19 protein-coding genes are annotated in these 22,013 nt (G+C 66.3%); 12 read left to right on the top strand and 7 right to left on the bottom strand.

The features are described from left to right. Positions 1-108 precede the first annotated feature (108 nt). Positions 109-906, bottom strand: a complete 798-nt coding sequence (locus KHP16_RS02785; RefSeq protein ID WP_211959543.1) for an META and DUF4377 domain-containing protein — start codon at positions 904-906, stop codon at positions 109-111. Positions 907-1,205: 299 nt separating this feature from the next. Between KHP16_RS02785 and KHP16_RS02780 the strand changes: the two genes are divergently transcribed. Both KHP16_RS02780 and KHP16_RS02775 read left to right on the top strand, forming a co-directional pair. Then, positions 1,206-1,901 (top strand): hypothetical protein, encoded by a 696-nt coding sequence (locus KHP16_RS02780; protein WP_211959542.1) that lies wholly within the window; start codon positions 1,206-1,208, stop codon positions 1,899-1,901. Next, the gene (locus tag KHP16_RS02775; RefSeq protein WP_181366111.1) at positions 1,898-3,157 is read left to right on the top strand and encodes a zinc-dependent metalloprotease family protein; all 1,260 of its coding nucleotides are present in this window, start codon (positions 1,898-1,900) and stop codon (positions 3,155-3,157) included. Before KHP16_RS02780 ends, KHP16_RS02775 begins: the two co-directional genes overlap by 4 nt. Before the next feature lie 24 nt (positions 3,158-3,181). Here KHP16_RS02775 and waaA read toward each other — a convergent pair whose 3' ends face one another. From waaA to KHP16_RS02760, 3 genes are read right to left on the bottom strand one after another with little or no spacing between them, the layout of a single operon-like run. After that, positions 3,182-4,558, bottom strand: coding sequence for a lipid IV(A) 3-deoxy-D-manno-octulosonic acid transferase (gene waaA / locus KHP16_RS02770; protein ID WP_121491888.1), 1,377 nt, complete (start codon positions 4,556-4,558; stop codon positions 3,182-3,184). Continuing rightward, the gene (gene waaC, locus KHP16_RS02765; RefSeq protein WP_415926784.1) at positions 4,558-5,637 is read right to left on the bottom strand and encodes a lipopolysaccharide heptosyltransferase I; all 1,080 of its coding nucleotides are present in this window, start codon (positions 5,635-5,637) and stop codon (positions 4,558-4,560) included. Before waaC ends, waaA begins: the two co-directional genes overlap by 1 nt. A 4-nt stretch (positions 5,638-5,641) precedes the next feature. Further along, positions 5,642-7,027 (bottom strand): phosphomannomutase/phosphoglucomutase, encoded by a 1,386-nt coding sequence (locus tag KHP16_RS02760; RefSeq protein WP_109581902.1) that lies wholly within the window; start codon positions 7,025-7,027, stop codon positions 5,642-5,644. 327 nt (positions 7,028-7,354) lie between these two features. Between KHP16_RS02760 and KHP16_RS02755 the strand changes: the two genes are divergently transcribed. Genes KHP16_RS02755 through KHP16_RS02740 form a run of 4 tightly spaced genes read left to right on the top strand, consistent with a single transcriptional unit; the run spans position 7,355 to position 12,241 of the window. Continuing rightward, positions 7,355-8,671, top strand: coding sequence for a sugar transferase (locus tag KHP16_RS02755; RefSeq protein ID WP_109581903.1), 1,317 nt, complete (start codon positions 7,355-7,357; stop codon positions 8,669-8,671). After that, a complete protein-coding gene (locus KHP16_RS02750) occupies positions 8,668-9,897 on the top strand; it encodes a glycosyltransferase (protein ID WP_244835623.1) in 1,230 nt (409 codons plus the stop codon). Before KHP16_RS02755 ends, KHP16_RS02750 begins: the two co-directional genes overlap by 4 nt. Beyond that, entirely contained in the window at positions 9,882-11,120 is a 1,239-nt protein-coding gene (locus KHP16_RS02745) for a lipopolysaccharide biosynthesis protein (protein WP_109581904.1), read from the top strand. Before KHP16_RS02750 ends, KHP16_RS02745 begins: the two co-directional genes overlap by 16 nt. Beyond that, complete coding sequence (locus KHP16_RS02740; RefSeq protein ID WP_211959541.1) at positions 11,117-12,241, top strand: glycosyltransferase family 4 protein; 1,125 nt, start codon at positions 11,117-11,119, stop codon at positions 12,239-12,241. The genes KHP16_RS02745 and KHP16_RS02740 overlap by 4 nt, the downstream gene beginning before the upstream one ends. On the opposite strand, the gene KHP16_RS02735 is transcribed toward KHP16_RS02740, so the two are convergent. Further along, the gene (locus KHP16_RS02735; protein WP_109582759.1) at positions 12,207-13,271 is read right to left on the bottom strand and encodes an MraY family glycosyltransferase; all 1,065 of its coding nucleotides are present in this window, start codon (positions 13,269-13,271) and stop codon (positions 12,207-12,209) included. The genes KHP16_RS02740 and KHP16_RS02735 overlap by 35 nt on opposite strands. Before the next feature lie 235 nt (positions 13,272-13,506). Here KHP16_RS02735 and KHP16_RS02730 point away from each other — a divergent pair, with 235 nt between their 5' ends. The 6 genes from KHP16_RS02730 to KHP16_RS02705 are packed head-to-tail and all read left to right on the top strand — an operon-like array spanning position 13,507 to position 20,012. Then, positions 13,507-14,574, top strand: coding sequence for a glycosyltransferase family 4 protein (locus KHP16_RS02730; RefSeq protein WP_342344340.1), 1,068 nt, complete (start codon positions 13,507-13,509; stop codon positions 14,572-14,574). Further along, complete coding sequence (locus KHP16_RS02725; protein ID WP_211959539.1) at positions 14,571-15,743, top strand: glycosyltransferase; 1,173 nt, start codon at positions 14,571-14,573, stop codon at positions 15,741-15,743. Before KHP16_RS02730 ends, KHP16_RS02725 begins: the two co-directional genes overlap by 4 nt. Positions 15,744-15,766: 23 nt before the next feature. After that, positions 15,767-16,564 carry a glycosyltransferase family 2 protein gene (locus KHP16_RS02720; RefSeq protein ID WP_181366113.1) on the top strand — a complete coding sequence of 266 codons (798 nt, stop codon included), beginning with the start codon at positions 15,767-15,769 and terminating at the stop codon, positions 16,562-16,564. Then, positions 16,555-17,790: an MATE family efflux transporter gene (locus KHP16_RS02715; protein ID WP_211959538.1), complete on the top strand. Its 1,236-nt coding sequence runs from the start codon at positions 16,555-16,557 to the stop codon at positions 17,788-17,790. The genes KHP16_RS02720 and KHP16_RS02715 overlap by 10 nt, the downstream gene beginning before the upstream one ends. Next, positions 17,783-19,132: an O-antigen polysaccharide polymerase Wzy gene (gene wzy, locus KHP16_RS02710; protein ID WP_109581909.1), complete on the top strand. Its 1,350-nt coding sequence runs from the start codon at positions 17,783-17,785 to the stop codon at positions 19,130-19,132. Before KHP16_RS02715 ends, wzy begins: the two co-directional genes overlap by 8 nt. Continuing rightward, positions 19,113-20,012, top strand: coding sequence for a glycosyltransferase family 2 protein (locus tag KHP16_RS02705; RefSeq protein ID WP_211959537.1), 900 nt, complete (start codon positions 19,113-19,115; stop codon positions 20,010-20,012). Before wzy ends, KHP16_RS02705 begins: the two co-directional genes overlap by 20 nt. Positions 20,013-20,022: 10 nt before the next feature. On the opposite strand, the gene KHP16_RS02700 is transcribed toward KHP16_RS02705, so the two are convergent. After that, positions 20,023-20,988 (bottom strand): glycosyltransferase family 2 protein, encoded by a 966-nt coding sequence (locus tag KHP16_RS02700; RefSeq protein WP_109581911.1) that lies wholly within the window; start codon positions 20,986-20,988, stop codon positions 20,023-20,025. Then, complete coding sequence (locus KHP16_RS02695; RefSeq protein ID WP_244214667.1) at positions 20,985-21,959, bottom strand: NAD-dependent epimerase/dehydratase family protein; 975 nt, start codon at positions 21,957-21,959, stop codon at positions 20,985-20,987. The genes KHP16_RS02700 and KHP16_RS02695 overlap by 4 nt, the downstream gene beginning before the upstream one ends. Positions 21,960-22,013: the final 54 nt, after the last annotated feature.

The raw sequence follows: 22,013 nt of genomic DNA, 5'->3' as shown, positions 1-22,013 counted from the left end.
TGGGGGCAGGGAAAGTACCGCGCGAAAGCACGCGGCAAAAGTACCGGACGAATCAGCGCGACATTATAGTCCGGCCCCTCTGCCCGCCCCGGAACGAAGCAATGCCCCTCAGCCGCCGCGACGCCGCTCTTCCACCTTCAGCAGCTGCCACCGGATCGACGAAGCATCGGCCGGCGGATTGGGGACCTGATATTCGCGCACGCGAAGCTTGTAAGCGACGCCCTGCTCGAAGTCGAGGCCCTCGATCGGGCCGTACCAGAGCTTCCACGGCGCGTCCTCGGTCTCGCGCCAGCGATAGCACTGCATGCGGCCGACGCCCGTGCACTCCACACGCTGGGAGTCGATGTACACGATCTTCTCGGTGCCCGACGCGGCATCGATCTTCGCGCCGCGGCGGCCCACGCCTTCCCGCTCGGCGAACTGCAGCAAATCGCCATCGGCCGTCTTCCAGATGATCTGCCGCCCCTGCGGCGCGGCTGAAGGTTGGGACGCCACCGTGGTGAGCGGCGACTGCATCGCGCGCAGCAGCGCGCTCTCGAAGGCCATGCGGTCGCCGGGGCAGGCCATGCGCGTGCCCGCGATCTTGTCGAAGCGGATGCCCGTCGACGTCTTGCCGTAGCTGCCCGTGAAGCGATTGCATCCGCTGTTGCCGCTGACGGTGCCCTGCGCGGCATCGATGCCGCTATTGAATTCGAAGATCACCGGCTGGCCGCTGTCGCCGCGAGGCAACTCCCGCAGGCCCCCATCGGCCTGCTGCCAGCGCACGAGCTCCCAGCGCTGAGGGCCATCCGACTGCGTCTGCGACAGGCTCGCGCCGGCGCCGGGCGTGTCCGCGGTCGTCGTCGTCGTGCACGCGCTCAGGAATGCGACGGCGGCCAGGGGCACGATGGCTGCAGAGGCGAGCATTGCGGAGAACCTCGCAGGGAACCTCGCGGGGAGCCTTGGGGAAGAGCGCTGAAATTTCTGCATGATCCACTCCTTTGTTCTATGCGTGGCGTCGCTTACATGGCGAATTTACACGATGCGGCGCGCTGGCCGCCATGCATGCCCGAAGTCCAACGCCCGTGGGCTCTGGTCGTCATACGGGGTGCAACACCCATGCCAGTGGTATGTGTTTCATGTGAGGCCGTATTTCGTAGATCGGTTGTTTCCACGAACCGCGTGCACGTCCATAGTCAACGCATTCCTTCAACGATGGATGCGTGATGAAGAGCAAACGTTCTGGTGCGGCATCGTGGTTCGCGGCGGCCGTCACCGTCGTCCTGATCGCGGGCGTTGCGCTGGCCGTCTGGTTCGCAGGGCCAGCACGGCAGCCTCACGCCGGGGGACCGGAGCCATCGGGCAACGTCCCGGCAGCACGGCCCGATGACGCCCCGGGCGTGCCGCCTATGCACGCCGAGGCAAACGAGGCGGAGGCCGATTATCCCGGCGCCATCGCGGGTCTCGCGGACCGCGCGGAGGCCGAGCGGCATCTCTCGTTCCTCTCCAAAGAGCGCCTGCGCGATAGCCGCCTCATCCGTTACCGCTACGACACGCTGCGCCACCTGCAGCCAAACGACCGGTTCGACCTCTATCTGCCAAACCTCGATACGGTGGTCAGCGCACGCTTGCACGCCCGTGAGGATGGCAACGGATGGTCACGCTGGCGCGGGGCATTGCTGGATGCCGATGGCGCGCCGGCGCACCGTTTTCTCATCACCGAGGCACCGTCCGACCGCTACGCGGTGGCGTATCTGGAAACGCCCGACGGCGCGATGCATCTCGAGGCGAAAAACGGATATGGATGGATGCGTCCGGCCGGGTTCGACCATCGCCACGAGAGCACTCCGCCCGACGACGCATTGATACCGCCGGCCGATGCAGCTCCACCACCCTTGTCAAAGGAGAACACCGCGCGATGAAAACACTACTCCTCATCATCGTCATGACCGCAGTACTCAGCGTGCAGGCGCGCGAGCCGGAAATGGGATATCACGGCGGCCCCCCCGGACCTGTCGACTCCGATGGCGCCATGCGGGATATGACAGCGCCCAGGCAGGTCCTGAACATCGGCGATGCCGATTGGGCGCCTGTCCTGAGGCTGCCTCGGCGCGCGCCGGCTCATGCGCGCCTGTTCCTGAGCAGCACCGCGGCACGCGACAGCCGGATCGATGGCGCCAATGTCGAGGGATACGCGACGCTCGGCCTGAACCGTGGCGATGCCTACGAGTTTCTATTCATTGCCGAACGGGCAAAGTGGCGTCTCTTCAAGTCGCCGGAGGTGGTGATCGAGGCCTCGGCGCTGCGCGACGGCGTCATCCCGACGCCGCGCACGCCAAGGACGCTGATCATGGTGAGGCCTGGCGACCGCGTCCAGCGTCTCGTCATGCCGGCCTTCGCCGCGCCCGATGACCGCATCTTCATCCGGACCAGCGACAAGCTGGTCTCCCTAAGATCGCATGACGAGGACGACGGAATGCTGTCTTTGGGAGCCAACGATCTCGGTCGATACCGCTTTACTCCGCTAGACAGCTGGTACACGGATTTGCGCACGTTCGATCTACTGCCCGTCTATGGAGATCGGGCGCTAGAACGGCTCGGTCACGACGGCATCCGGGCGCGCCTCTCGCATGACATTGCGCTGGCGAACCTGGCCTTCGAAGACTCCAAGATCGATTACTGGATCCGATCGGCTGAGCCACTCCATCATCAAGTCTCCGGCTTGTCCATGCTCGAGACCCTGAAAGCGGTAGGGAAAGACAATAGCGTCTTCCACGCACGCCGGAATGCGGACGCGCACGCCACCTACTATGTCGATATCTTCAATGCCGTCGACAATGGCCGCCGGTACTGTGGTATGGCATGGGTGAACCCGGCGTTATATTCCCGCTGGATGCAGGCGGTAGGCGACATCAGCTGCGGCTCGTATGTCCTCCCCCATGAACTCGGTCACCTGTTCGGGGTCCATCATGGCGATGCCCCGATCGAAAAGGCCGGGATTGCGCGAGGATATCCCAAGGCGAAGACCCTGATGGCGGGCGAGAGGCGGAACGCTTTCAGCAACCCGGACATCGTGGACCCCACGGACGGCATGACACTTGGTGTGCCCGGTTCCTACGATGCCGCCGGGCACATGAATGCGATGAGAGAGAGGTTGTGGACGGCGCTTCCGAAGTAAGTGTCGCCCGAATTAAGCGCCAACTTACCGCAACGCCGGCGCCAGGGTCGAAATGGTCCGTGCGGTCGCGCCGCGGTGCATGCCGGCGAAGTTCAGCGCGTTCGCGCGCATTTCGGCAAGCGCCGCACGATCGGCCAGGATCCGCGCGGCGGTGGTCATCAGGACGTCGGCATTGTCCACCCGCTCGCAGGCACCGGCCGCGATGGCGTCCTCGGTGGCCTGTGCGAAGTTGAACGTATGCGGGCCGATGAGCACCGGCGTGCCGCACGCGCAGGCTTCGATCAGGTTCTGGCCACCGAGCGGCATCAGGCTGCCACCGATAAAGGCGAGGTCCGACGCCGCGAAGTACATGGGCATCTCGCCCATCGAGTCGCCAAGTACGATGTCGGGTGTGGCGTCACTACGGGCGTCACTACGGGCGTCACTACGGGTGTCGTTGTCACCAGCGTCGTTGCTGACTCCCGCATCGATAGGCATGGCGCTGCGTCGCCGCACCGTGAAACCGAGCCGCGCCGCCAGCGCCGCGACCTCGTCGAAGCGCTGCGGATGGCGCGGCACAAGCAATAGCGTGGGACGCGTCTCTCCGGGCCAGCGGATGAAGGCGTCGAGCAGCATCGCCTCTTCTCCCTCGCGCGTGCTAGCCGCGGCGAGGACCGGACGCTCGCCCGATGCCGCGCGCATCGCTCGGCGCAGGGTCTTGCCGCGCGCCAGCAGCGCCTCGGGCGGCTGCATGTCGAACTTGAGGTTGCCCGTGATGGACACCCGCGTCATGCCCAGCGCGCGATAGCGCTCCGCATCCCCGGGCGTCTGGGCGAGAACTTCGGTGAAGTTCTGATAGATCTCGGATGCCGCGCGGCCGAAGCGCGCGGTACGCCGATAGCTGCGCGGCGACAGCCGGGCGTTGACCAGATAGAGCGGGATACCGGCCGCACGCGTACCGTGCACGAGATTCGGCCAGACTTCAGTCTCCATCAGCAGCGCCGCCTCGGGGCGGAAGTGCCGCAGGAACCGTCGCACGAGCCACGGCACGTCATACGGCACGTAGCATTGCCGCACGCGCGGGTTCTCGCCGAACAGCTGATGCCCCGTCTGACGTCCCGTGGGCGTCATGTGGGTCAGCAGCACACGATGATCGGGATGGGCGGCCAGCAGCGCTTCCACGAGCGGCTGCGCGGCGCGCGTCTCGCCGACGGACACCGCATGTACCCAGAGCCATCGCGCATTGCCGGCCGAAGCACCAGCGGAACCCCCAGCCGTAGCGCCGGCCACATCGTCATAGATGCCAAGCCGCTCCCCGACATGGTGGACATAGCCGGGCTCCTTGCGCGCGCGCCAGAGCAAGCGCAGCAGCGCGAACGGCAGGATCACTACCCACAACAACGTATAAACCAACCGCAACATCAGGCCTCCGCACCCCGCACGCGCGTAGCCGCGGCATGCACTTCCTCGACGGACGGCACGATGCCGTCGTCACCCACGTTCGCGATGCGATCCGACCAGTATCCCTCGGTCTTCCAGCGCCACGTGGCGGTATAGATTTCCACCGTCGGCCGGCACAGCGCCGCGGAGATGTGGACCAGACCGGTATCGACACCGATCACGACTTCCGCGCGGTTGATCAGGCCGAATCCCTGCATCACCGAGAACCGCGGCAGCACGCGCGCCCCGGGGATGCCGGCGGCGATCTGCTCCGCGTCCCGGCGTTCCGATTCGTTGCCCCATGGCAGCAATACGGTCATCCCTTCCGCTTGCAGGCGCTTGCCCAGCGCGTGCCAGTGCGGGACGGGCCAGCGCTTCTTCGCGCCGGCCGTCGCATGGAAGCAGACCGCGTAGCGCGCGGGCAGGTCGGCCCACAGCGGGTCGTCGACATGCAGCGTGCGCGCGCGGTCGCCAAAGAAGCGCGGCGGCTCGGGCGGCACGACGGCCGTCAGCGCGGCGCCGAGCAGCCGCGACCGGCGTACGGAATGGGTCTGCCGCGGCACGCGGACCGGCGCCGTGTAGAACAAGCGCGCGGCAGGCTCGTAGCCCGAACCCTGCGTGGCATTGCCGAGTCCGACCACGGGCGCCCCCGCCAGGCGCGCGGCGGTGCGCGCGACAACGGCGGTCTTCAGCAAACCCTGCGTCTCCAGCACGGCGTCGTAAGGCCGCGCGCGAATCGCGTCGCGTAACGCCCCGAGTTCATGCCACGTGTCACGCCGATAGAATCGCTTGCGCCAGCGCCGCAACGCGAACGGAATCACGTGCGAGACCTCGGGCAGCAGGCGCACGAGGTCCACGTAGCCCTCTTCCACGACCCAGTCGATCTCGCAGCCCGGCCAGCGCGCGCGCAGATCGTGCACGAGCGGCATGTTGTGGACCACGTCGCCGAGCGACGACACCTTGACGATCAGGATGCGCGCGGGGGCGGCGTTCGCCGGCAGCGCATAGGGAAACGACGCCGGCGACAGATCGTCCGCCGGCGCCATGAGCGGCTGCGTCATCCGCTCAGAACGGGAGCTGCGCATCCGGTTTCTCGGCCAGGATCACCCGCTTGAACTCGGCCTGGATGCGCGCGAGCGCCGCGTCGTTGTCCGCCTCGAACCGCATCACGACCACGGGCGTCGTGTTCGAAGGGCGGGCGAGACCGAAGCCATCGGCATATTCCACGCGCACGCCGTCGATGGTGATGACCTCGCGCGCGCCGTCGAATTTCGCGTTCGCGCGAATCTTGTCGAGCAGCGTGAACGGCTCGCCCTCGGCGCACTTGAGCTGCAGTTCCGGCGTGTTGTTGGCGTTCGGCAGCGCGTTGAGCACGGCGCTCGGATCGTCGTGGCGCGAGAGGATTTCCAGCAGGCGCGCGCCGGTGTAGAGACCGTCGTCGAAGCCATACCAGCGGTCCTTGAAAAACACGTGACCGCTCATCTCGCCCGCGATCGGCGCGCCCGTTTCCTTGAGCTTGGCCTTGACCAGCGAATGGCCGGTTTTCCACATCAGCGGCTCGCCGCCGTGCTCGCGGATCCACGGAGCCAGCTTGCCCGTGCATTTGACGTCGTAGATCACCTGCGCGCCAGGGTTGCGCGAGAGGATTTCCTCGGCGAACAGCATCAGCTGGCGATCGGGGAAGATGACCTCGCCCGTCTTGGTCACGACGCCGAGGCGGTCGCCGTCGCCGTCGAACGCGAGGCCCAGCTCGCAATCGGTCTCGCGCAGCGTCTTCATCAGGTCCTGCAGGTTCTCGACGTGCGCCGGGTCCGGGTGATGGTTCGGGAAGTGGCCGTCCACGTCGCAGAACAGTTCGACCACTTCGCAGCCCAGGCCGCGGAACAGGTCGCCGACGAATGCGCCCGCCACGCCGTTGCCGGCGTCGAGCGCAATCTTCATCGGGCGCGCGAGCTTGACGTCGCCGAGGATACGGTCGAGGTACTGCTGGCGGATATCGACGAGCTTGTAGCTGCCGCCGCCCTGCTTGTAATTTGCCGCCTCGATGCGCTGGCGCAGGGCCTGGATCTGCTCGCCATAGATCGCCTTGCCGGCGAGGACCATCTTGAAGCCGTTGTAGTCAGGAGGGTTGTGGCTGCCCGTCACCATGATGCCCGAGGTGGCCCGGCGGCCATCGATCTCGATATTGGTGCCGAAGTAGACCATCGGGGTCGCGACCATGCCGAGGTCGATCACATCGATCCCCGCGGCGCGCAGACCCTCCACGAGGCCGCCGAGCAGATCGGGACCCGACAGCCGGCCGTCACGGCCGACGACGACGGTCTTCTCGCCGAGCTCGACGGCGGCCGAACCGAAGGATAGACCGATCTGACGGGCCACTTCCACCGTCAGCGTCTTGCCGACGATGCCGCGGATGTCGTAGGCCTTGAAAATTGAAGGATCTATTTGCATGAGCTTTTCGATAGTTGGATAGTAGGAATCTGTGTCCGTGCGCCCCCCCGCCATGCATTTCGATGCACCCGGGTTCGGCGGCGTACGGCCTCGCAGTTATAATTATGCGCCCCAGCTGCCCGTCGGTCGGTCGGCGATTCTCGCTGCGAAAGCGATCCGACGTGCAACAAGATGTCCAATTGTGTACCTTCTTCCACACGCTAGTGCATCATACCGCGTTGCCCCGGCATGCCGACAGCATCGGAATGTCTGCTTGCGAACTGCAATCCCGAACCGCCGGCTTTCCCGCCATGCCTGCAGCCCGTGGACGTATGGCTGAATCGACGAATGACAAAAATCAATAGTGCGACCCGACCGAACCATGTAGTACGTGCCCGGGGCTCAGAAACCATGCGGCGCGCCAGCCGGATGGTGGGCTGGGCGCTCCTTGGCCTGCTTCTCATCGGGCTCGCGATCCTGGGTGTGGAATCGCTCCGCCAGACCGGTATCGTCACCGGCCTTTTCACGCGCACGCTGGTCTGGTCCGCCGTGGCGTACCTGTGCGCGTGCGCGCTGATGCTGCGATCCCTGCATCTGCCCGCCGTCGAAGGCAACAGCCTCGTGGGCCTGTCGGTCACGCTCGCCTTCGTGGTGCTGCTGGCCGGCTTTGCGGTGCTGCGCGTGGAATACTCGCGCGTGGCGCTGCTGCTGAGCTATGTCGCCACGCTGATCTGGACCTGGTACGGCTACCGGATGTTCGTGCGGAACTACGTGCCGGTGTTCGGCTACTCGGACGAGAGCACGCTGGCCCAGCTTGAGCGCATTCTGAACATGCCAGGCGCCGCGCCGCCCAGCGTTCACCGTTTCGAGCATATCCACTCGCTGCAGGAAGCGACCGCGGTCGATGCGCTGATGGTGGACCGCAACACCGCGGCCGACCCCGACCGCACGCGCCGCCTGTCGCAACTCAAGCTGTCGCACGTGCGCATGTACTCGGTGGAACGGATCGGCGAAATGCTGACCGGGCGCGTGGGCCTCGCGCATATCGACGAGAACTTCCTCGACGACTATGCGAAGCATTATTTCTATGGCTTCTTCAAGCGGCTGCTCGACATCCTCGCGGTCATCGCGCTGGCGCCGCTCGCGCTGCCGCTTAGCGTGTGCGTGGCGCTGGCGGTCCGGCTGGAGTCGAAGGGTCCGGCGGTGTTTCGCCAGACCCGCGTCGGGCTGTTCGGCCGCGCCTTCGTGATGCTGAAGTTCCGCAGCATGACGACGGACGAGGACGCCCCGGCCCAGTTCGCCAAACGGCAGGATCCGCGCGTGACGCGCGTCGGGCGCGTCATTCGCAAGTACCGGCTCGACGAGATTCCGCAACTATGGAATGTGCTGACCGGCGACATGAGCCTGATTGGACCGCGTCCGGAGCAGGTGCCGATGGTCGAGCAGTTCTCCCAGAGCATCGCGTACTACCCGTACCGCCACCTGGTCCGTCCGGGGCTGTCCGGCTGGGCTCAGGTGCAGCAGGGCTATGTGGGCACGCACGAAGAAACGGTTACCAAGCTCACGTACGACCTGTATTACGTCAAGCACTGCTCGTTCGCGCTGGATCTGCTGATCGCCATCAAGACGCTGCGGACGCTGCTAACCGGCTACGGTGCGCGTTGAACGGGAAGGCTCCCCTTCCGGCATCTTCTCCGGCCGAGCCTCCGCCGCTGCGCATCCTGCTGGTCACCACGGGCCTGCGCATGGGCGGTGCGGAGCAACAGGTGGCCGCGCTCGCCCGTGAGTATCTCGCGCGTGGCCATCAGGTCGCGCTGATCAGCCTGACCCCCGACTGCGAAGTGCCGCTGCCCGACGCGGTGGAGCGGCTGATGCTCGATCTCCACAAGAATCCGCTGTCGATGGCCCAGGCGCTGTTCGCCGCGCGGCGGTTCGCGCGGCAATGGCGCCCGGACATCGTCAACGCGCACATGTTCCACGCGAATCTGTTCGCGCGGATTCTGTCGCGGATCGCGCCGCTGCCGCCGCTCGTTTGCGCGGCGCACAGTTTCTCCGAAGGCGGCCGGCACCGCATGCTGCTCTATCGGCTGACGAACCGCTGGTGCACGCTGACCACGCAGGTCAGCGAGGCGAGCCGCGCCGAGATGATCCGCGCGGGCGCGGTCACCGCGGACCGTGTGCGCGTGATGTTCAACGGCATCGACACCGAGAAGTTCCGCCCCGACCCCGCGCTGCGTGCCCGCACGCGGGCGCAACTCGGGTATGGCGGCGAGACCCGCCTGATCGTGACGATCGGGCGGCTGGCGGCCGAGAAGGCGCAGACCATGCTCGTCGATGCCTTCGCGCGCATGGCGGGCGATGCGCCCGCGCATCTGCTGATCGTCGGAGACGGTCCCGAGCGCGGCGCGCTGGCGGCCCGCATCGCGCAACGCGGCCTGGGACATTCGGCCACGCTGCTCGGCATGCGTCACGACATTCCCGCGCTGCTCAATGCCGCCGATCTGTTCGTGCTGTCGTCGCGCGTGGAAGGCATGCCGCTGGTCATCGGCGAGGCCATGGCGTGCGGCCGTCCGATCGTCGCGACCGCCGCGCCGGGCGTGGCCGAACTGATGGGCGACGTCGATACGATCGTCCCGATCGGCGATACGGAAGCACTGGCCCGCGCGATGTCCGCGGCGCTGCGCCAGGCGAACGAAGATGGCGCCGCTGATGGGACAGCTGAGGGGAACGCTGAGGGCAACGCTGACAGGGCCGCGGCCGTCCGCCGCGACCGCATCGTCAAGCAGTTCGGCATCGCCGCGGCAGCCGACCGCTGGCTCGCGCTGTTCGCGCAACTGAGCCAGTCCGGCGGCGCCAGGACGGGACCCGTTCGCCGATGCGCCGACGCATAGCGGGCAATGTCGGGCTGATGCTGCTCGACCGCGGGGCGCAGGTCCTCGTGGGCCTCGGCATCGTCGCCATTCTCGCGCGTTCGCTTGGCACCGACGGCTTCGCGGCGTATCAGTACGCGCAGTCCGTCGTGTTCATCTGCGCCTCGGTCGCGCTGATCTGCGGCGGCGAAGTCGTGGTGCCGCGGCTGATCGCGCAGCCCGATCCGGCGGCGCAGCACCGGCTGCTGGCGCACGTGTTCCGGCTGCGTTGGTGGGGCGCATGCATCGGCTACGTGCTCGTGGGCGTGTTCCTGCTCGCGTCGTCGCATGCGGGCCCGAGCTGGGCGCCCGCGCTGATCCTCGGCTTCGCGATCCTGCTGCGCGAGCCGTCGGGCGTCGTCATCGCGTGGATGCAAGCCCACACCCGCAACTGGCCCGGCGTGTCCGTGAACCTCGCCTCGCTCATGCTCAAGGCCGTGGCCGTGGCCGCGCTGGCCTGGGCCGGGGTCCACGCGCCCAGCGCCTATGCGGGGGCCGTGCTGGCCGAGGCCCTGCTGACCGCCGCGCTGCTGGCACTGTATTACCGCCGGCGCATGCCGCATCGCTGCGCTGCGTACGATGGCGCACTGACGCGCCAGCTGTTTCATGATGGCGCGCTGTTCTGGATGAGCTTCATGCTGATGATGGCGGCGCGCCGCGTGGACCAATTGCTGCTGCGGCCGCATGTGCCCACCGCGGAGTTCGCCGCCTACGCGGCCACGATCCAGATCGTCGAGAATTTCACGGCCGTGGCCACCATCCTCGCCGGCGGCATCGCGCCCCTGTATGTGTATGCGCGCGGCGACGCGCGCATCGCCATCCGCCATGTGTTGCGGCTCACGGTATTCATGACCGCGCTCGGCGTCGTCGGCGCGAGCGCGCTCATCGCGATGGCGCCGTGGATCGTGCACTGGCTGTACGGCGCGGCGTTCGCGGACGCGACCTCGTTGCTGCAGCTGGTGCTGATGGTGTCGCCGCTGGTGTTTGCCGACGTCGGCCTGACGGTGCTCGCCGCGCATCTGCGCCGGCCGCGCTGGATCGCGATCAAATGGGGCATCGCGTGCGTGGCCACGATCGCCGTGGACTGGTTCGCGATCCCGCGGTTCGGGGCGCATGGCGCCATCCTCGGTTATGCGGTGGCGAGCGCTATCACCGTGCTCACCGGGCTTTGCCTGTGGGTCGTGGCGTGGCGGAGCGCGCGGTGACACGGCGCCCGGTTATCTGCTTTCTGACGGGCACGCTCAACGCGCTCGCGGGCGCGGAACGCGTGACGGCGTGCATCGCGAACGCGTTGGCCGCGCGCGGTTACGAAGTCCATGTCCTGAGCCTGTACGACGAGGCCAGCGCGTTCCCGCTGGATCCGGCGATCCGCCATAGCGCCCTCTTCCCGGCACGCCCCTCGTTCAAGCACCACTATGCGGCCACGGTACGCGGCATCCGCCGCCATATGGTCCGGCATGGCATCGACGTGCTCGTGGAGGTCGATCCGATGCTGACGCTATTCACGCTACCCGCCCTGCTGGGGACGCGAACCCGGCGGGTGGCCTGGGAGCATTGTCACTTTGACGAGGATCTCGGCAAACCGGCGCGGCGCGTGGCGCGGCGGCTGGCGGCACGGACCGCCGCCGCGGTCGTCGTGCTGACGGAGCCGGACCGCCGGCGCTGGCAGGCGGCCCTTCGTCATCGGTTCCGGATCGCTGCCATTGCGAATCCGCTCCCGTTCGCGCTCCCCGACCTGGCGACCGCCACCCCGGCATTGGATGCGAAGCGGACGGTGCTCGCGGTCGGCCGGCTCGTCGACGCCAAAGGCTTTGACATTCTGCTCCGCGCTTGGGAATCGGTCATACGGCAGGCGCCGGACTGGCGTCTCGAGATCGTGGGCGAAGGGCCGGAGCGCCCCGCACTGGAGCAGATGGTCGCGCGCGCCCAGATGGCCGCGAGCGTCGCGCTGCCCGGCGCACGCACGGATATCGAGACCGCCTATCGCGATGCCGGCGTGTTCTGCCTCAGCTCGCGGTATGAAGGATTCGGGCTGGTGTTGCTGGAGGCGATGGCCTTCGGGCTGCCCGTCGTGGCCAGCGCCTGCGAGGCCGGGCCGAGGGCGCTGCTGGTGGACGGCGTGAATGCCATCACCGTACCGCCCGAAGATCCCGCCGCGCTCGCACGGGGACTGCTGCGCGCGATCGGCGATGCGGCGCTCCGCGCGCGGCTGGCCGAAGGAGGCCGCCGGACCGCGTCCGCCCACATGACCGAGCGGATCGTCGCTCAGTGGGAGGCGCTGTTCGCGGAGATTACTTCGATCGCAGGCGGCGGACCCAGCGGATAACGATCCAGGCGCGCTGCATGATCAGCAAATGGATACCCGTGAAGACGAGGAACCCCACGAAAATGATGGAATCGGGCACGCCCTGCTTCCACGCCACCACGCCGATCAGGCCGAGCAGGAAGTTGCCGACCAGCAGGAACCACACGGCCTGCGTGGTGTTCAGGCCCATCCGCAGCAACAGATGATGCAGGTGCGTCCGGTCCGCGGACAGCGGGTTCTTGCCCTGGATCGCGCGGCGCAATACCACGGCCAGCAGGTCCACGAGGATCAGGCCCACGACCCACAGCATGACCGCGGGCGGCACGTGGCCGCCGGGGTTATATTCCTTCTGCGACAACTCGACGGCGAACCAGGCGATGCCATAGCCCAGCAACAGGCTGCCCGCATCGCCAAGGAACACGAGCCGGCGCCGGAGCGGGCTCGGCATGTTGAACAGCAGGAAGCCGACGATCGCGCCGCAGATCAGCAGGCAGATGCGGTACGCGCCGGGATTGCCGATCTCGTGCGCCAGCCAGGCAAACCAGCCGAACACGATCAGCGACAGGCCGCCCGCCAGGCCGTCGAGGCCATCGGTCATGTTGATGGCGTTGACCACCGACAGGATCGCCAGCAGCGTGAGGGGAATACCCCAGGCGTACAGGATGACGTCGCGCTTGTTCAGCAGGTCGCCGAGCGAATGGAGGTAAACCTCGCCCCACGACGTCATCAGGATCGCCGCGGTGAACTGGAAAGCCAGCTTGCTGAGCGGCGAAATGCCGTTGAGGTCGTCGAACAGGCCGACGAGGGCCAGCAACGTCAGGCCGACGTAGAGCGCGTTGTAATGGTCATAGCCGCGCACGAACATCGCGGTGGAGATCCAGATCGCCAGCAGGATGGCGATGCCGCCGACGAGCGGCGTCGATCCCGCATGCCGCTTGCGGCCGCCGGGATGGTCGAGCAGCCCGCCGCGCGTGGCGAGCGGACGAAGGATCAGGACAGCGCCGGCGCCAAGCATGGCCGAAATCGCAGGGAGCCAGAAAAGTTCGAACATGAACACTCAAGAATGGATTAGCGCGACGGTTGGACCGGTGGTTCGCGTAGAATGTGTCGCGCCCGCGGTCATGGCGGTCCCGCCGCGGGGCCATGCCACCAGGGGCGCGCGCCGCTTTGCATACCGTCCGCAGCCGGGCAGGCATGCGTCGAGCCGCGGCAAACCGTTATTAGACTTCACGTAAAGACGCTCCGATAGTGGGGCCAGCTTTTGGCGTTGTGCAAACCGCAATTGCATGACGCCAGTATCGTTCATGCTCTTGCCTATCTATCTCGTATCGCGTAATGGAGTCCAAAACACCGGCGGCGTGGAACGCGTCGTGTCCCTGCTTCGGAATGATCTGACCGGGCACGGCGCCAGCGTCGAACTCGTCGATGAAGCATTGGTTCTACCACAATTCCTGCGCGGAAAACGACTGACGCAGTTTATCTTTCCCATCGCCGCATCGCTCTGGTTATGGGCAAAGCGATTATCCGGTAACCGTTTCCTTACAATTTCGAATTCGTCGTATACGCCGCTGTTTCCCGCGGACGTGGTGATTGCGCATGGTTCGGCGGCCGGTTATATCCGTGCATTGTCCAAATCCGGCAACCGCTTCGTCGGCATGCGGCTGCTGGCCCGTCTCGAGGCCATGTCGATGCGCCGCGCGCGCCGCGTGGTATGCGTATCCGAGGCGGTGCGGGACCTGTGCGTGACGCACGACGGCATTCCGGCCGGCAAATGCGTCGTATTGCACAATGGCATCGATGCGGAAATGTTCCATCCGCGCGCGAAATTCACCGGGAACGTCGTCACGCTGGGCTTCGCGGGCCGTCTCGAGTACGGGAAGGGCCTGCCCTACCTGATCGACATCGCGCGATGGGTGGGCGGCCAGCCTGGCGTGCGGCTCGTGATCGCGACGATGAGCGACATTCCGGAAGCGCTGCGCGACCTGCCCCACGTCACGGTTCTTCGCGGGCTCGCGCCCGAGCGGATGTCGGACTTCTATGATCGGATCGACGTGTTCGTCTTTCCGTCCCTGTTCGAAGGCTTCGAGCTCGTCACCCTCGAGGCGCTGGCCTCGGGCGTCAGCGTGCTGGGCACGCGGGTGGGCGCCTGCGACGTGTTCCTCCGGCAGAACGTGCCGTGGGTCAGCGAACTACCGACAGACAAGTCGGCGTTTTTCGCGCAAGCTCCCGGGATTCTCGACCGGATGCGGGCGCAGAACGACCCGCCGGCGATGCATGCGTTCATCGCCGAATTCTTTTCCACCCAGCGATTCTGCGACCAGGTTCGCGCGCTGCTCCCGATCGGAAACTCGTGAAAGTCTTGCTGATATCGCCCAACGGACTGCAGGAGCTGTCCGGTGGCGGACTCTACCTGCGCTCGCTGGCGGGCGCGATCTGTGCCGTGCGGGGTGTGACAGGCGTGACCATCGTCAGCAAGGACATGGGCACCGGTCCGGGCGCCGAACAAGCCTTCACGCCGCCCGCGCACTGCCGGACGGTGTATCTCCGCAAGAACAAGCCGCGCGATCTGCTCGCGCGGGCGCGGCTGTATCCGACGTATCTGATCACTTATCTGCCGCTGCTGCTCCGGCATGCGCGCGAGGCGGACGTCGTGCTGTTCCACAATTCGCGATGCGGCCTGTTGATGGACATGATCCGGCGGCGTGTGCCGGGCAAGACGTATGGGATCCTTAGCGATAACGTCGAGTCCGAGCTGCAGCGCCAGCATCGCGGCGGCAATGTGTTACGGCAAGTAAGCCAGGCGGTCGACTACCGGCTGATTTGCCGCGCGGAAGCGCCGAGCCGTACCGCCGACTTCATGACCTTCATCACCGAGGCGGACCGCACCCTGTTCGCGCAGCATTTCGGGCAGCCGGCCCGGACCGGCGTGCTGCCGATTTCGCTCGCTGCCGGCGATACTTCCGCCGCGCAGCCAGGCGGCCCGCCTCAGGTCCTGTTTACGGCCCACTTCGGCTTCGCGCCGAACCAGACGGCCTTGCGCCATTTTGCCGGCGTGGCGGCCCGGTATCGGGAGATCCGTGAAACGGCGGTGGAGCCCGTGGAATTCGTCGTGGCCGGCGCGCGTGCGGCCGAGATGGCGGCGCCCTACCCCGGGCTTCGTATCGTCGACACGCCATCGCCGGCCACCATGACGGCGACCTTCGCGCAGGCAAGTCTTTATGCCGCGCCCGTAAGCTGGGGCAGCGGCATGAAGACGAAAGTGGCCGAAGCGTTGTCGTTCGGTATTCCCGTGGTGTGCATGCCAAATGCGGCCGTGGGGTATGAATCGGCTTTATCGGACGAACGGTATCGCGCGGCCATTACCGTCGTGAAAAGCGAAGAGGAGATGGCGCAGGCGCTTCACAGAATCTTACAAACCCAGGATCTGGCGTCACTCGGCCGTATCGCGTTGGCCGCATTCAATGCCTTATACTCGCAGGCATCGCAGACTCGGCGGCTGGAAATGCTACTTTTCGCACAATGATTACTACGAGCGCGAAACCACTGGTGAGCATCATTACACCAGTTCATAACGACGGGAAATATATTGGCGCGACTGCCAATTCGATCCTGCAGCAGAGTCTCGCCGATTATGAATGGATTCTCATCGACGATGGCTCGAATGGCGAGACCGCCGAGGTACTCGCCCGCCTTGCGGCATCCGACGCGCGCATTCGCATCATCACAAATCCGACCGCATATGGCCCCGCGCGTGCCCGCAATATCGGTATCGCGGCGGCGCGCGGCGACTTCGTGGCGTTTCTGGACGCCGACGACATCTGGGACACGAGCAAGCTCGAGCAGCAGGTCGGCTTCATGCGCGATCACGCGCTCGACTTCAGCTACCACGACTACATTCCGTTCGAGGACGGCAGCGGCCGCCCGATTTCCCGTATTCGGGGCCCGAAGCGCCTGACGCTGTTTACGCACAATGCCCGGCGCGGCGTGGGGTGCCTCGCGGTCATGCTCAAGCGCAATATCGCGGGCAACGGCGTATTTCCGGCGATGCCGCCCGGCCTGGTGGCCGAGGACTTCGCGGCATGGGCGATCCTGATCAAAGGCGGCCTGCGCGGTGAACGGCTGCCGAAAGCCCTCGCGTGGTATCGCGTGCGCAAGCGCTCGTTCTCGTCGAACAAGGTCCGCTCCGCGCGCTCCGTCTGGTTCATCATGCGGAAGCTGGAGGGCTTCGGCAAAATCACGGCGACGTTCTTCCTCGCGAGCTTCTTCTGTACCACGATGGCATCGCGCCTCGTGGCACGTGTTTCCGCCCCCGTCCAGACACTGACCTCGCCTCCATGGCATTGAACGCGCTGATCTCGGGTCTGGGCGTTCTTCTCAAGTTGTTCTGCGGCCTGGCCGCCAACAAGATTCTGTCCACGCAACTTGGCCCCGCCGCCTTCGGGGCCTGGGGGAACGTGTTCAGTCTCGCCACGCTCTACACCACGTTCTCGAACGGCGGCATCAGCCAGGGCCTCATCGCCCGGCTGTCCACGCCGGGACAGACCTCCCACGCGCGCGCGGCCTGGCTCGCGGGCGGCATGCTGTTCGTGATAGGCATGCCCGTGCTGATCGCCATCTGGCATGCAGGCTTCCGCGAACTGGACCTGGTAAGCGGCGCGGTGTGGATGACCCCGCTGGCGGCGCTCGTACTTGCCGCCATGGCCGCGCTGGCCCTGCATATCCAGGCGACGCTGCTCTCGCAGGGGCGCTCGCGCCTGAACGCGATGGTCGTGGCGCTCTCCGGACTGTTCGCGCTTGCGAGCTACTGGATGTTCGTGGAGAACGGATCGGTCCGCAGCGCCGTGCATGCGCTCGTCGCTGGCTTCGGCGCGACGCTCGTGGTCTGGCTCACCGTGGCCGCCGCCACGCGCACGCGCTGGTTCGGCGGACTGGTGCCCGGCCGCGAAGCGTTCGCGGCCGCCCGCTCGCTCGCGCCTTACGTCGCCATCGCGCTGGCGCCCGCCGTCGTCGGCACGGCATCGGTCATCGCCGTCCGCGAGATCATCGCCGCGCAGCTCGGCCCCGACGCCGCGGGCCTGTGGCAAGGCATGTTCCGGATCTCCGATGCGGTGATGGCCATGGCGCAGGCCGTCGTCGGGTTTGTCATCCTTCCGGAGGTGTTCCGAAGCGAGGCGCCACACCGTACACTCATGGGCCGGCTGCCCGCCTACGCGCTGCTGGTGGCATGCGGTGGCGCGGTAGGACTGGTGACGCTCGCGTTCGGCGCCGACCGCATCGTGCATTTGCTGTATTCCGACCAGTTCACGCCGATCGCACCGCTGCTCTGGATCGAATTGCTTGGCGATGCAATCAAATGCCTCGCCATGCCATTCGTCGCATTCTTCATTTATCAACGGAATTTGCGTTATTCGTGGGCCCTCGAATCGATATTTTCGGCATCGTTCGTGATCGCCACTTTCCTGTTGACGCGCGTCGCCGGACTGGCCGGCGCACCGATTGCCTACACCGTCGCGAATCTGATTCTGCTGATTATCGCTTTCATGTTGTTCCTTGGAGCCCGTGATGCCTAGCCTTTCCTTTACGGCAACATTGGCACTTGCAATTGCCAACCTGATCAGTGGCGCATTCGGCCAGCTCGAATGGCAGGCCCCACTGACCGCGCTGACCTTCTTCATCTGCCTGCATCGCGCGGGGCAGTCGTCCTCGCGACGCTTCAACCCTGCCCTGCTGCTCGTCCTTACCACCACGCTGTTTCTGCTCAGCCGGTTCCTGATTACTTACTTCTTCGGCTGGGCCGATTATCGCTACGGCGACTGGTTCCTGATGGGCCCGATGGAAGATGCGCTAATCGCCCAGGCGCTGGCCGCGGTCTGCCTGTTCCTGTGCGGCATCGTGCTGGCCGCGGGCCGGCTCGGCGATTTGCCCGCGCGCGACGATCCCTACCTCGGCATCATCGCGCTGCGCGTCGGCCTCGCGCTCCTGCCGTTCACGCTGTACCGCCTGTACGTCAACGTGAATACGTGGCGCAGCGGCGATTACCTCGCGATGTACAAGTACGGCGGCCCGAGCGGCATTCCCTACGCCCTCGGCGGCCTGCTCATCTTCTGCGTGTTCGCCTACCTCGCGTCGCGGCCGCGGCTGCGTCCCGCGCTGGCGGGCTACGCCGTGGGCATCCTGCTCTGCGCGCTGGACATGTTCAAGGGCGCGCGCGGCATTCCCATGGCCCAGATCCTCGGCCTGACCTGGCTGCTCGTGACCACGCAGCAGCTGCGCGTGTCGTGGGCGAAAGCCGCGTTCGCGGTCGTGTGCATGGCCCTGCTGGCGGACATCGTCGGCCGTGTGCGGATCGGCATGCCGATCGCCAAGGCCGTGTCGTCCGATCCGTTCGAGACGCTGTTCGGCTTCTTTTACGGACAGGGCGTGAGCCTGATTTTCCTGGTATCCACGCTCAAGCACGCCGCGCAGTTCACGTTCATCGACGGCCTGCAGTCGACGTTCGCCATCTTCATCGACGGCTATCACCGCATGACGGGCGAGCTGACCTCGGGCCAGACGCTGGAGTCCGCCAAACAGACGGTGAGCCTCGCGCACCGTGTCTCGTTCATCGTCGATGCCGAGATGTATTTGAACGGCAAGGGCATGGGCGGCTCCGCCGTCGCGGAATCGATGCTGTACCTGTCCGGGCTGGGGCCGCTGATCGCGGGCCTGTTCAGCGGCGGCGTGCTGAAGCTGCTTTACCGCTTTGCCAAGGCGGCGCCGCTCGGCCTGTTCGTCCTGGCCGCGACGCTGCCTTTCCTGCTGCTGATTCCACGCGAGAATCAACTGTTCTTCGTCGTACCGCTATGCAAGTCGCTGCTGTTCGCGGGCGTCGTCTACCTCATCGCCAAGATCCATGTCCGACAGCCTGCCTGAGGTGACGGTCGTCGTCCCGACTTACAAGCGCGCCCACCTGCTGGCACAGACCCTGGCGAGCTACCTGCAGCCCGAGGTCGCGCAACTGGTGCTCGTGGACGACTGCTCGCCCGACGACACGCCCGAGGTGGCGAAGCAGTTGATGGCGCGCCATCCGCGCATCACGTATCTGCGCAACGCCGTGAATGGCAAGCAGACGACGTCGAAGAACCGCGGCAAGGCGCTGGCGCAGACGCCGTATGTGTACTTCGGCGACGACGATTCCATCCTGCTCCCCGGCGCCATGGCGCGCCTGCTGCAGACGATGAAGGAAACGTCGAGCGACATCGTCGGTGCGTCGGCGCTCTATCTGCGGGACGACAAGGACACCGATGCCGACGTCATGGCACGGCGCAAGCCCGTGCGCACGGCGGACGAAGTGGTGCGGCTGGACCGTCTGGAGTTTGATTTCGCGGCGGCGGCGCCGGTCCCGATCGAGGTACCCGTCTGCCACGCCTCGTTTCTGATTCGTACCGATGCCGCGAAGGCCATCGATTTCGACACCGGTTATATCGGCAACTGTTATCGCGAGGAAACGGATTTCCTCGTGCGTAGCCGCGCGCGTGGCATGAAGATCGTCTATGAGCCGCGCGCCGTGCAGATCAATCTGCCGCCGTCGCAGGCCACGGGCGGCGCGCGAGGCCGCGGACGGCTGTCCTATGAAAGCTACGCGCTCTACAACACCGCGCGCTTTCTGCTGCGCAACCGCGCGGCGCTGAGGCAGGCCGATGCGCGATGCAACGCGGCGATGATGCTTGGGTGGTATGTCGGCGGCCGTGTGAAGGCCGTGTTCTCGCGCCTCGGCAGCGCGATGGCCCGAAAACTCTCCGCCGCGCGCTGACGACGGCCGCTCAGGTGCGGGCCGCTGCGGCGCAGGACCGCAGGCTGTGGTGCAGCGTCTGCACGGCTTCCAAGGGCGCGCATTCGGACATGCGCACGAAGTACAGCCGGTCCGCGCGAGGCAACGCGGCGAGCACGTCGACCGCGACGCGCGCCGCAGTCAGGGCGAGCGCGGCGGCGGCATAGCCCACCTCCCCCTCCTTCAGGAAATACTTCATCTGCGCCGCCAGCAGGCAACGGCGCGCGAGCAGCGTCTTGCGCAGGTTGAACTGGCCCTGGCGGTAGCCGAGCAGCACCTCGTCGAGGCAGGCGAAGCGGCTGGTCTTGTGCGTGCGCAGCAGCAGTTCCTGATCTTCCGCGCGCATGACTTCCGGCAGGCCGTAACGATGGCGGACAAACCATTCGCGCCGTCCCATCCATCCCGGATGCGGTAACGGAATGCCGCGCCATGGACGCGCGCACATCGCCTCGTGCGTACCGGCAAACGGCAGCATGCCGAGGATCTCGTCATCGCTGCGAAAGGCTACCGCGCGGCATCCCACGAGATCGATCTGCGGATGGGTGTCGAGAAACGCCACCTGCCGCGCGAAACGCTCGGGAAAACTGACGTCATCGGCGTCCATGCGCGCGATATAGCGGCCGCGCGCCTGTTCGATGCCAAGGTTCAGCCGCCGCGCCAGTCCCATGCGCCGGCCATCGCTGATGACGCGCAGCCGGGCGTCGGCGAATGCTTCGGCAACGCCCACCGTGCCGTCCGTCGAGCCGTCGTCGAGCAGCAGGATCTCGAAATCCGTGTACGTTTGCGAGAGCAACGAGCAAAGCGCCACGCCCAGCGTCTGCTCGGCATTCCACGCCGGCAGCAGGATGCTGATGGCGGGCGCCGACGGGGCGATCGTTGGGGCGATCGTTGGGGCGACCGTTGCTGCGATCGTCGGTGCGACCGAGGCGGCGATGGGGGCGTGACCGGCAGCCGTCATGCGTGTCCGCCCTTGTCGGTCGCCGGATCGATGCCCGGATTGACGCTCGCCGTCATGCCGCCCATCTCGCCGGCAATCGCCGCCCACATCGACGACAGGCCGGCATGGAAATCCTCCGTCGGCTGCCATCCCGAGCAGGCCTGCAGCTTGCCGCTGTCGAGGATGTTCGCGCGTACGTCGAACTCGCGCGCGGGCGCCACGCGGACGCGAACGGACAAGTCATGCCGCGCCGCCAGCGGCGCGATCGCCTCCAGCACCTCGCGGTTGTTGCGGCCGATGCCGGAGCCCAGGTTGTAGACTTCGCCGGCATCGCCACGCTCCAGCACCGCGAGGATGCCACGCGCGACGTCGGCCACATGGATGTAGTCGCGCACGGTGCCGGACTCGCCGAAGACCGTGACCTCGTCGCCCTTGAGGATCGCGCCCATCGCGGTCGCGATGAAGCCCTGGCCCGTGAAGGCGCGCTGGCCCGCGCCATAGGCATTGGCGGGACGCACGATGCTGACCGGCGTGCCATGCAGCCGGTGGAACATCAGCGCGTATTTCTCCTGGGTGAGCTTGGTGATGCCATACGGCGAGACCGGATTGGTCTGCACGCTCTCGACGATCGGCAGCGTGTCCGCGTGCCCGTAGACGGTGCCGCCCGACGACACGACCACCATCTTGCGAAGCGGCAGCGATCGTGCCGCCTGCAGCAGCGCGACGGTCGGCGGAAGATTGGCAAGGATGTCGTAGACGGGATCGGCGAAGCTGGTCTGCGGCACGGTGGCATATGCGAGATCGACGATCTCCTCGGCACCGGCGATGTACGGCGCCCAGTCGGCAACGTCCTGCCCCACCGAAACATACGCCGCCCCGGCCGGCAGGGACGCCGGCCGTTCCGCGCGGCGGCCCAGCACGAGGACTTCGCGGCCCGTCGCCAGCAGTTCCGCAACGAGATACGTGCCGATAAAACCGGCCCCGCCAATCACGCAACAACGCATCGTAGATCTACCCTCCAAAAGCCAGCGTCTTTATCTCATGCC

The sequence above is a fragment of the Cupriavidus plantarum genome (genome assembly GCF_905397285.1).
GTDB classification, from domain to species: domain Bacteria; phylum Pseudomonadota; class Gammaproteobacteria; order Burkholderiales; family Burkholderiaceae; genus Cupriavidus; species Cupriavidus plantarum.
The sequence above is the reverse complement of the archived record's forward strand: the minus strand, read 5'-3'. Positions and strand labels throughout refer to the sequence as shown.

Coding starts and splice junctions, on each gene's coding strand:
- KHP16_RS02700 (WP_109581911.1), bottom strand. CDS start 20,988: ATGACGGCTGCCGGTCACGCCCCCATCGCCGCCTCGGTCGCACCGACG.
- waaC (WP_415926784.1), bottom strand. CDS start 5,637: ATGACGCAGCCGCTCATGGCGCCGGCGGACGATCTGTCGCCGGCGTCG.
- KHP16_RS02780 (WP_211959542.1), top strand. CDS start 1,206: ATGAAGAGCAAACGTTCTGGTGCGGCATCGTGGTTCGCGGCGGCCGTC.
- waaA (WP_121491888.1), bottom strand. CDS start 4,558: ATGTTGCGGTTGGTTTATACGTTGTTGTGGGTAGTGATCCTGCCGTTC.
- KHP16_RS02775 (WP_181366111.1), top strand. CDS start 1,898: ATGAAAACACTACTCCTCATCATCGTCATGACCGCAGTACTCAGCGTG.
- KHP16_RS02730 (WP_342344340.1), top strand. CDS start 13,507: ATGACGCCAGTATCGTTCATGCTCTTGCCTATCTATCTCGTATCGCGT.
- KHP16_RS02735 (WP_109582759.1), bottom strand. CDS start 13,271: ATGTTCGAACTTTTCTGGCTCCCTGCGATTTCGGCCATGCTTGGCGCC.
- KHP16_RS02715 (WP_211959538.1), top strand. CDS start 16,555: ATGGCATTGAACGCGCTGATCTCGGGTCTGGGCGTTCTTCTCAAGTTG.
- wzy (WP_109581909.1), top strand. CDS start 17,783: ATGCCTAGCCTTTCCTTTACGGCAACATTGGCACTTGCAATTGCCAAC.
- KHP16_RS02705 (WP_211959537.1), top strand. CDS start 19,113: ATGTCCGACAGCCTGCCTGAGGTGACGGTCGTCGTCCCGACTTACAAG.
- KHP16_RS02745 (WP_109581904.1), top strand. CDS start 9,882: ATGCGCCGACGCATAGCGGGCAATGTCGGGCTGATGCTGCTCGACCGC.
- KHP16_RS02785 (WP_211959543.1), bottom strand. CDS start 906: ATGCTCGCCTCTGCAGCCATCGTGCCCCTGGCCGCCGTCGCATTCCTG.
- KHP16_RS02755 (WP_109581903.1), top strand. CDS start 7,355: ATGACAAAAATCAATAGTGCGACCCGACCGAACCATGTAGTACGTGCC.
- KHP16_RS02760 (WP_109581902.1), bottom strand. CDS start 7,027: ATGCAAATAGATCCTTCAATTTTCAAGGCCTACGACATCCGCGGCATC.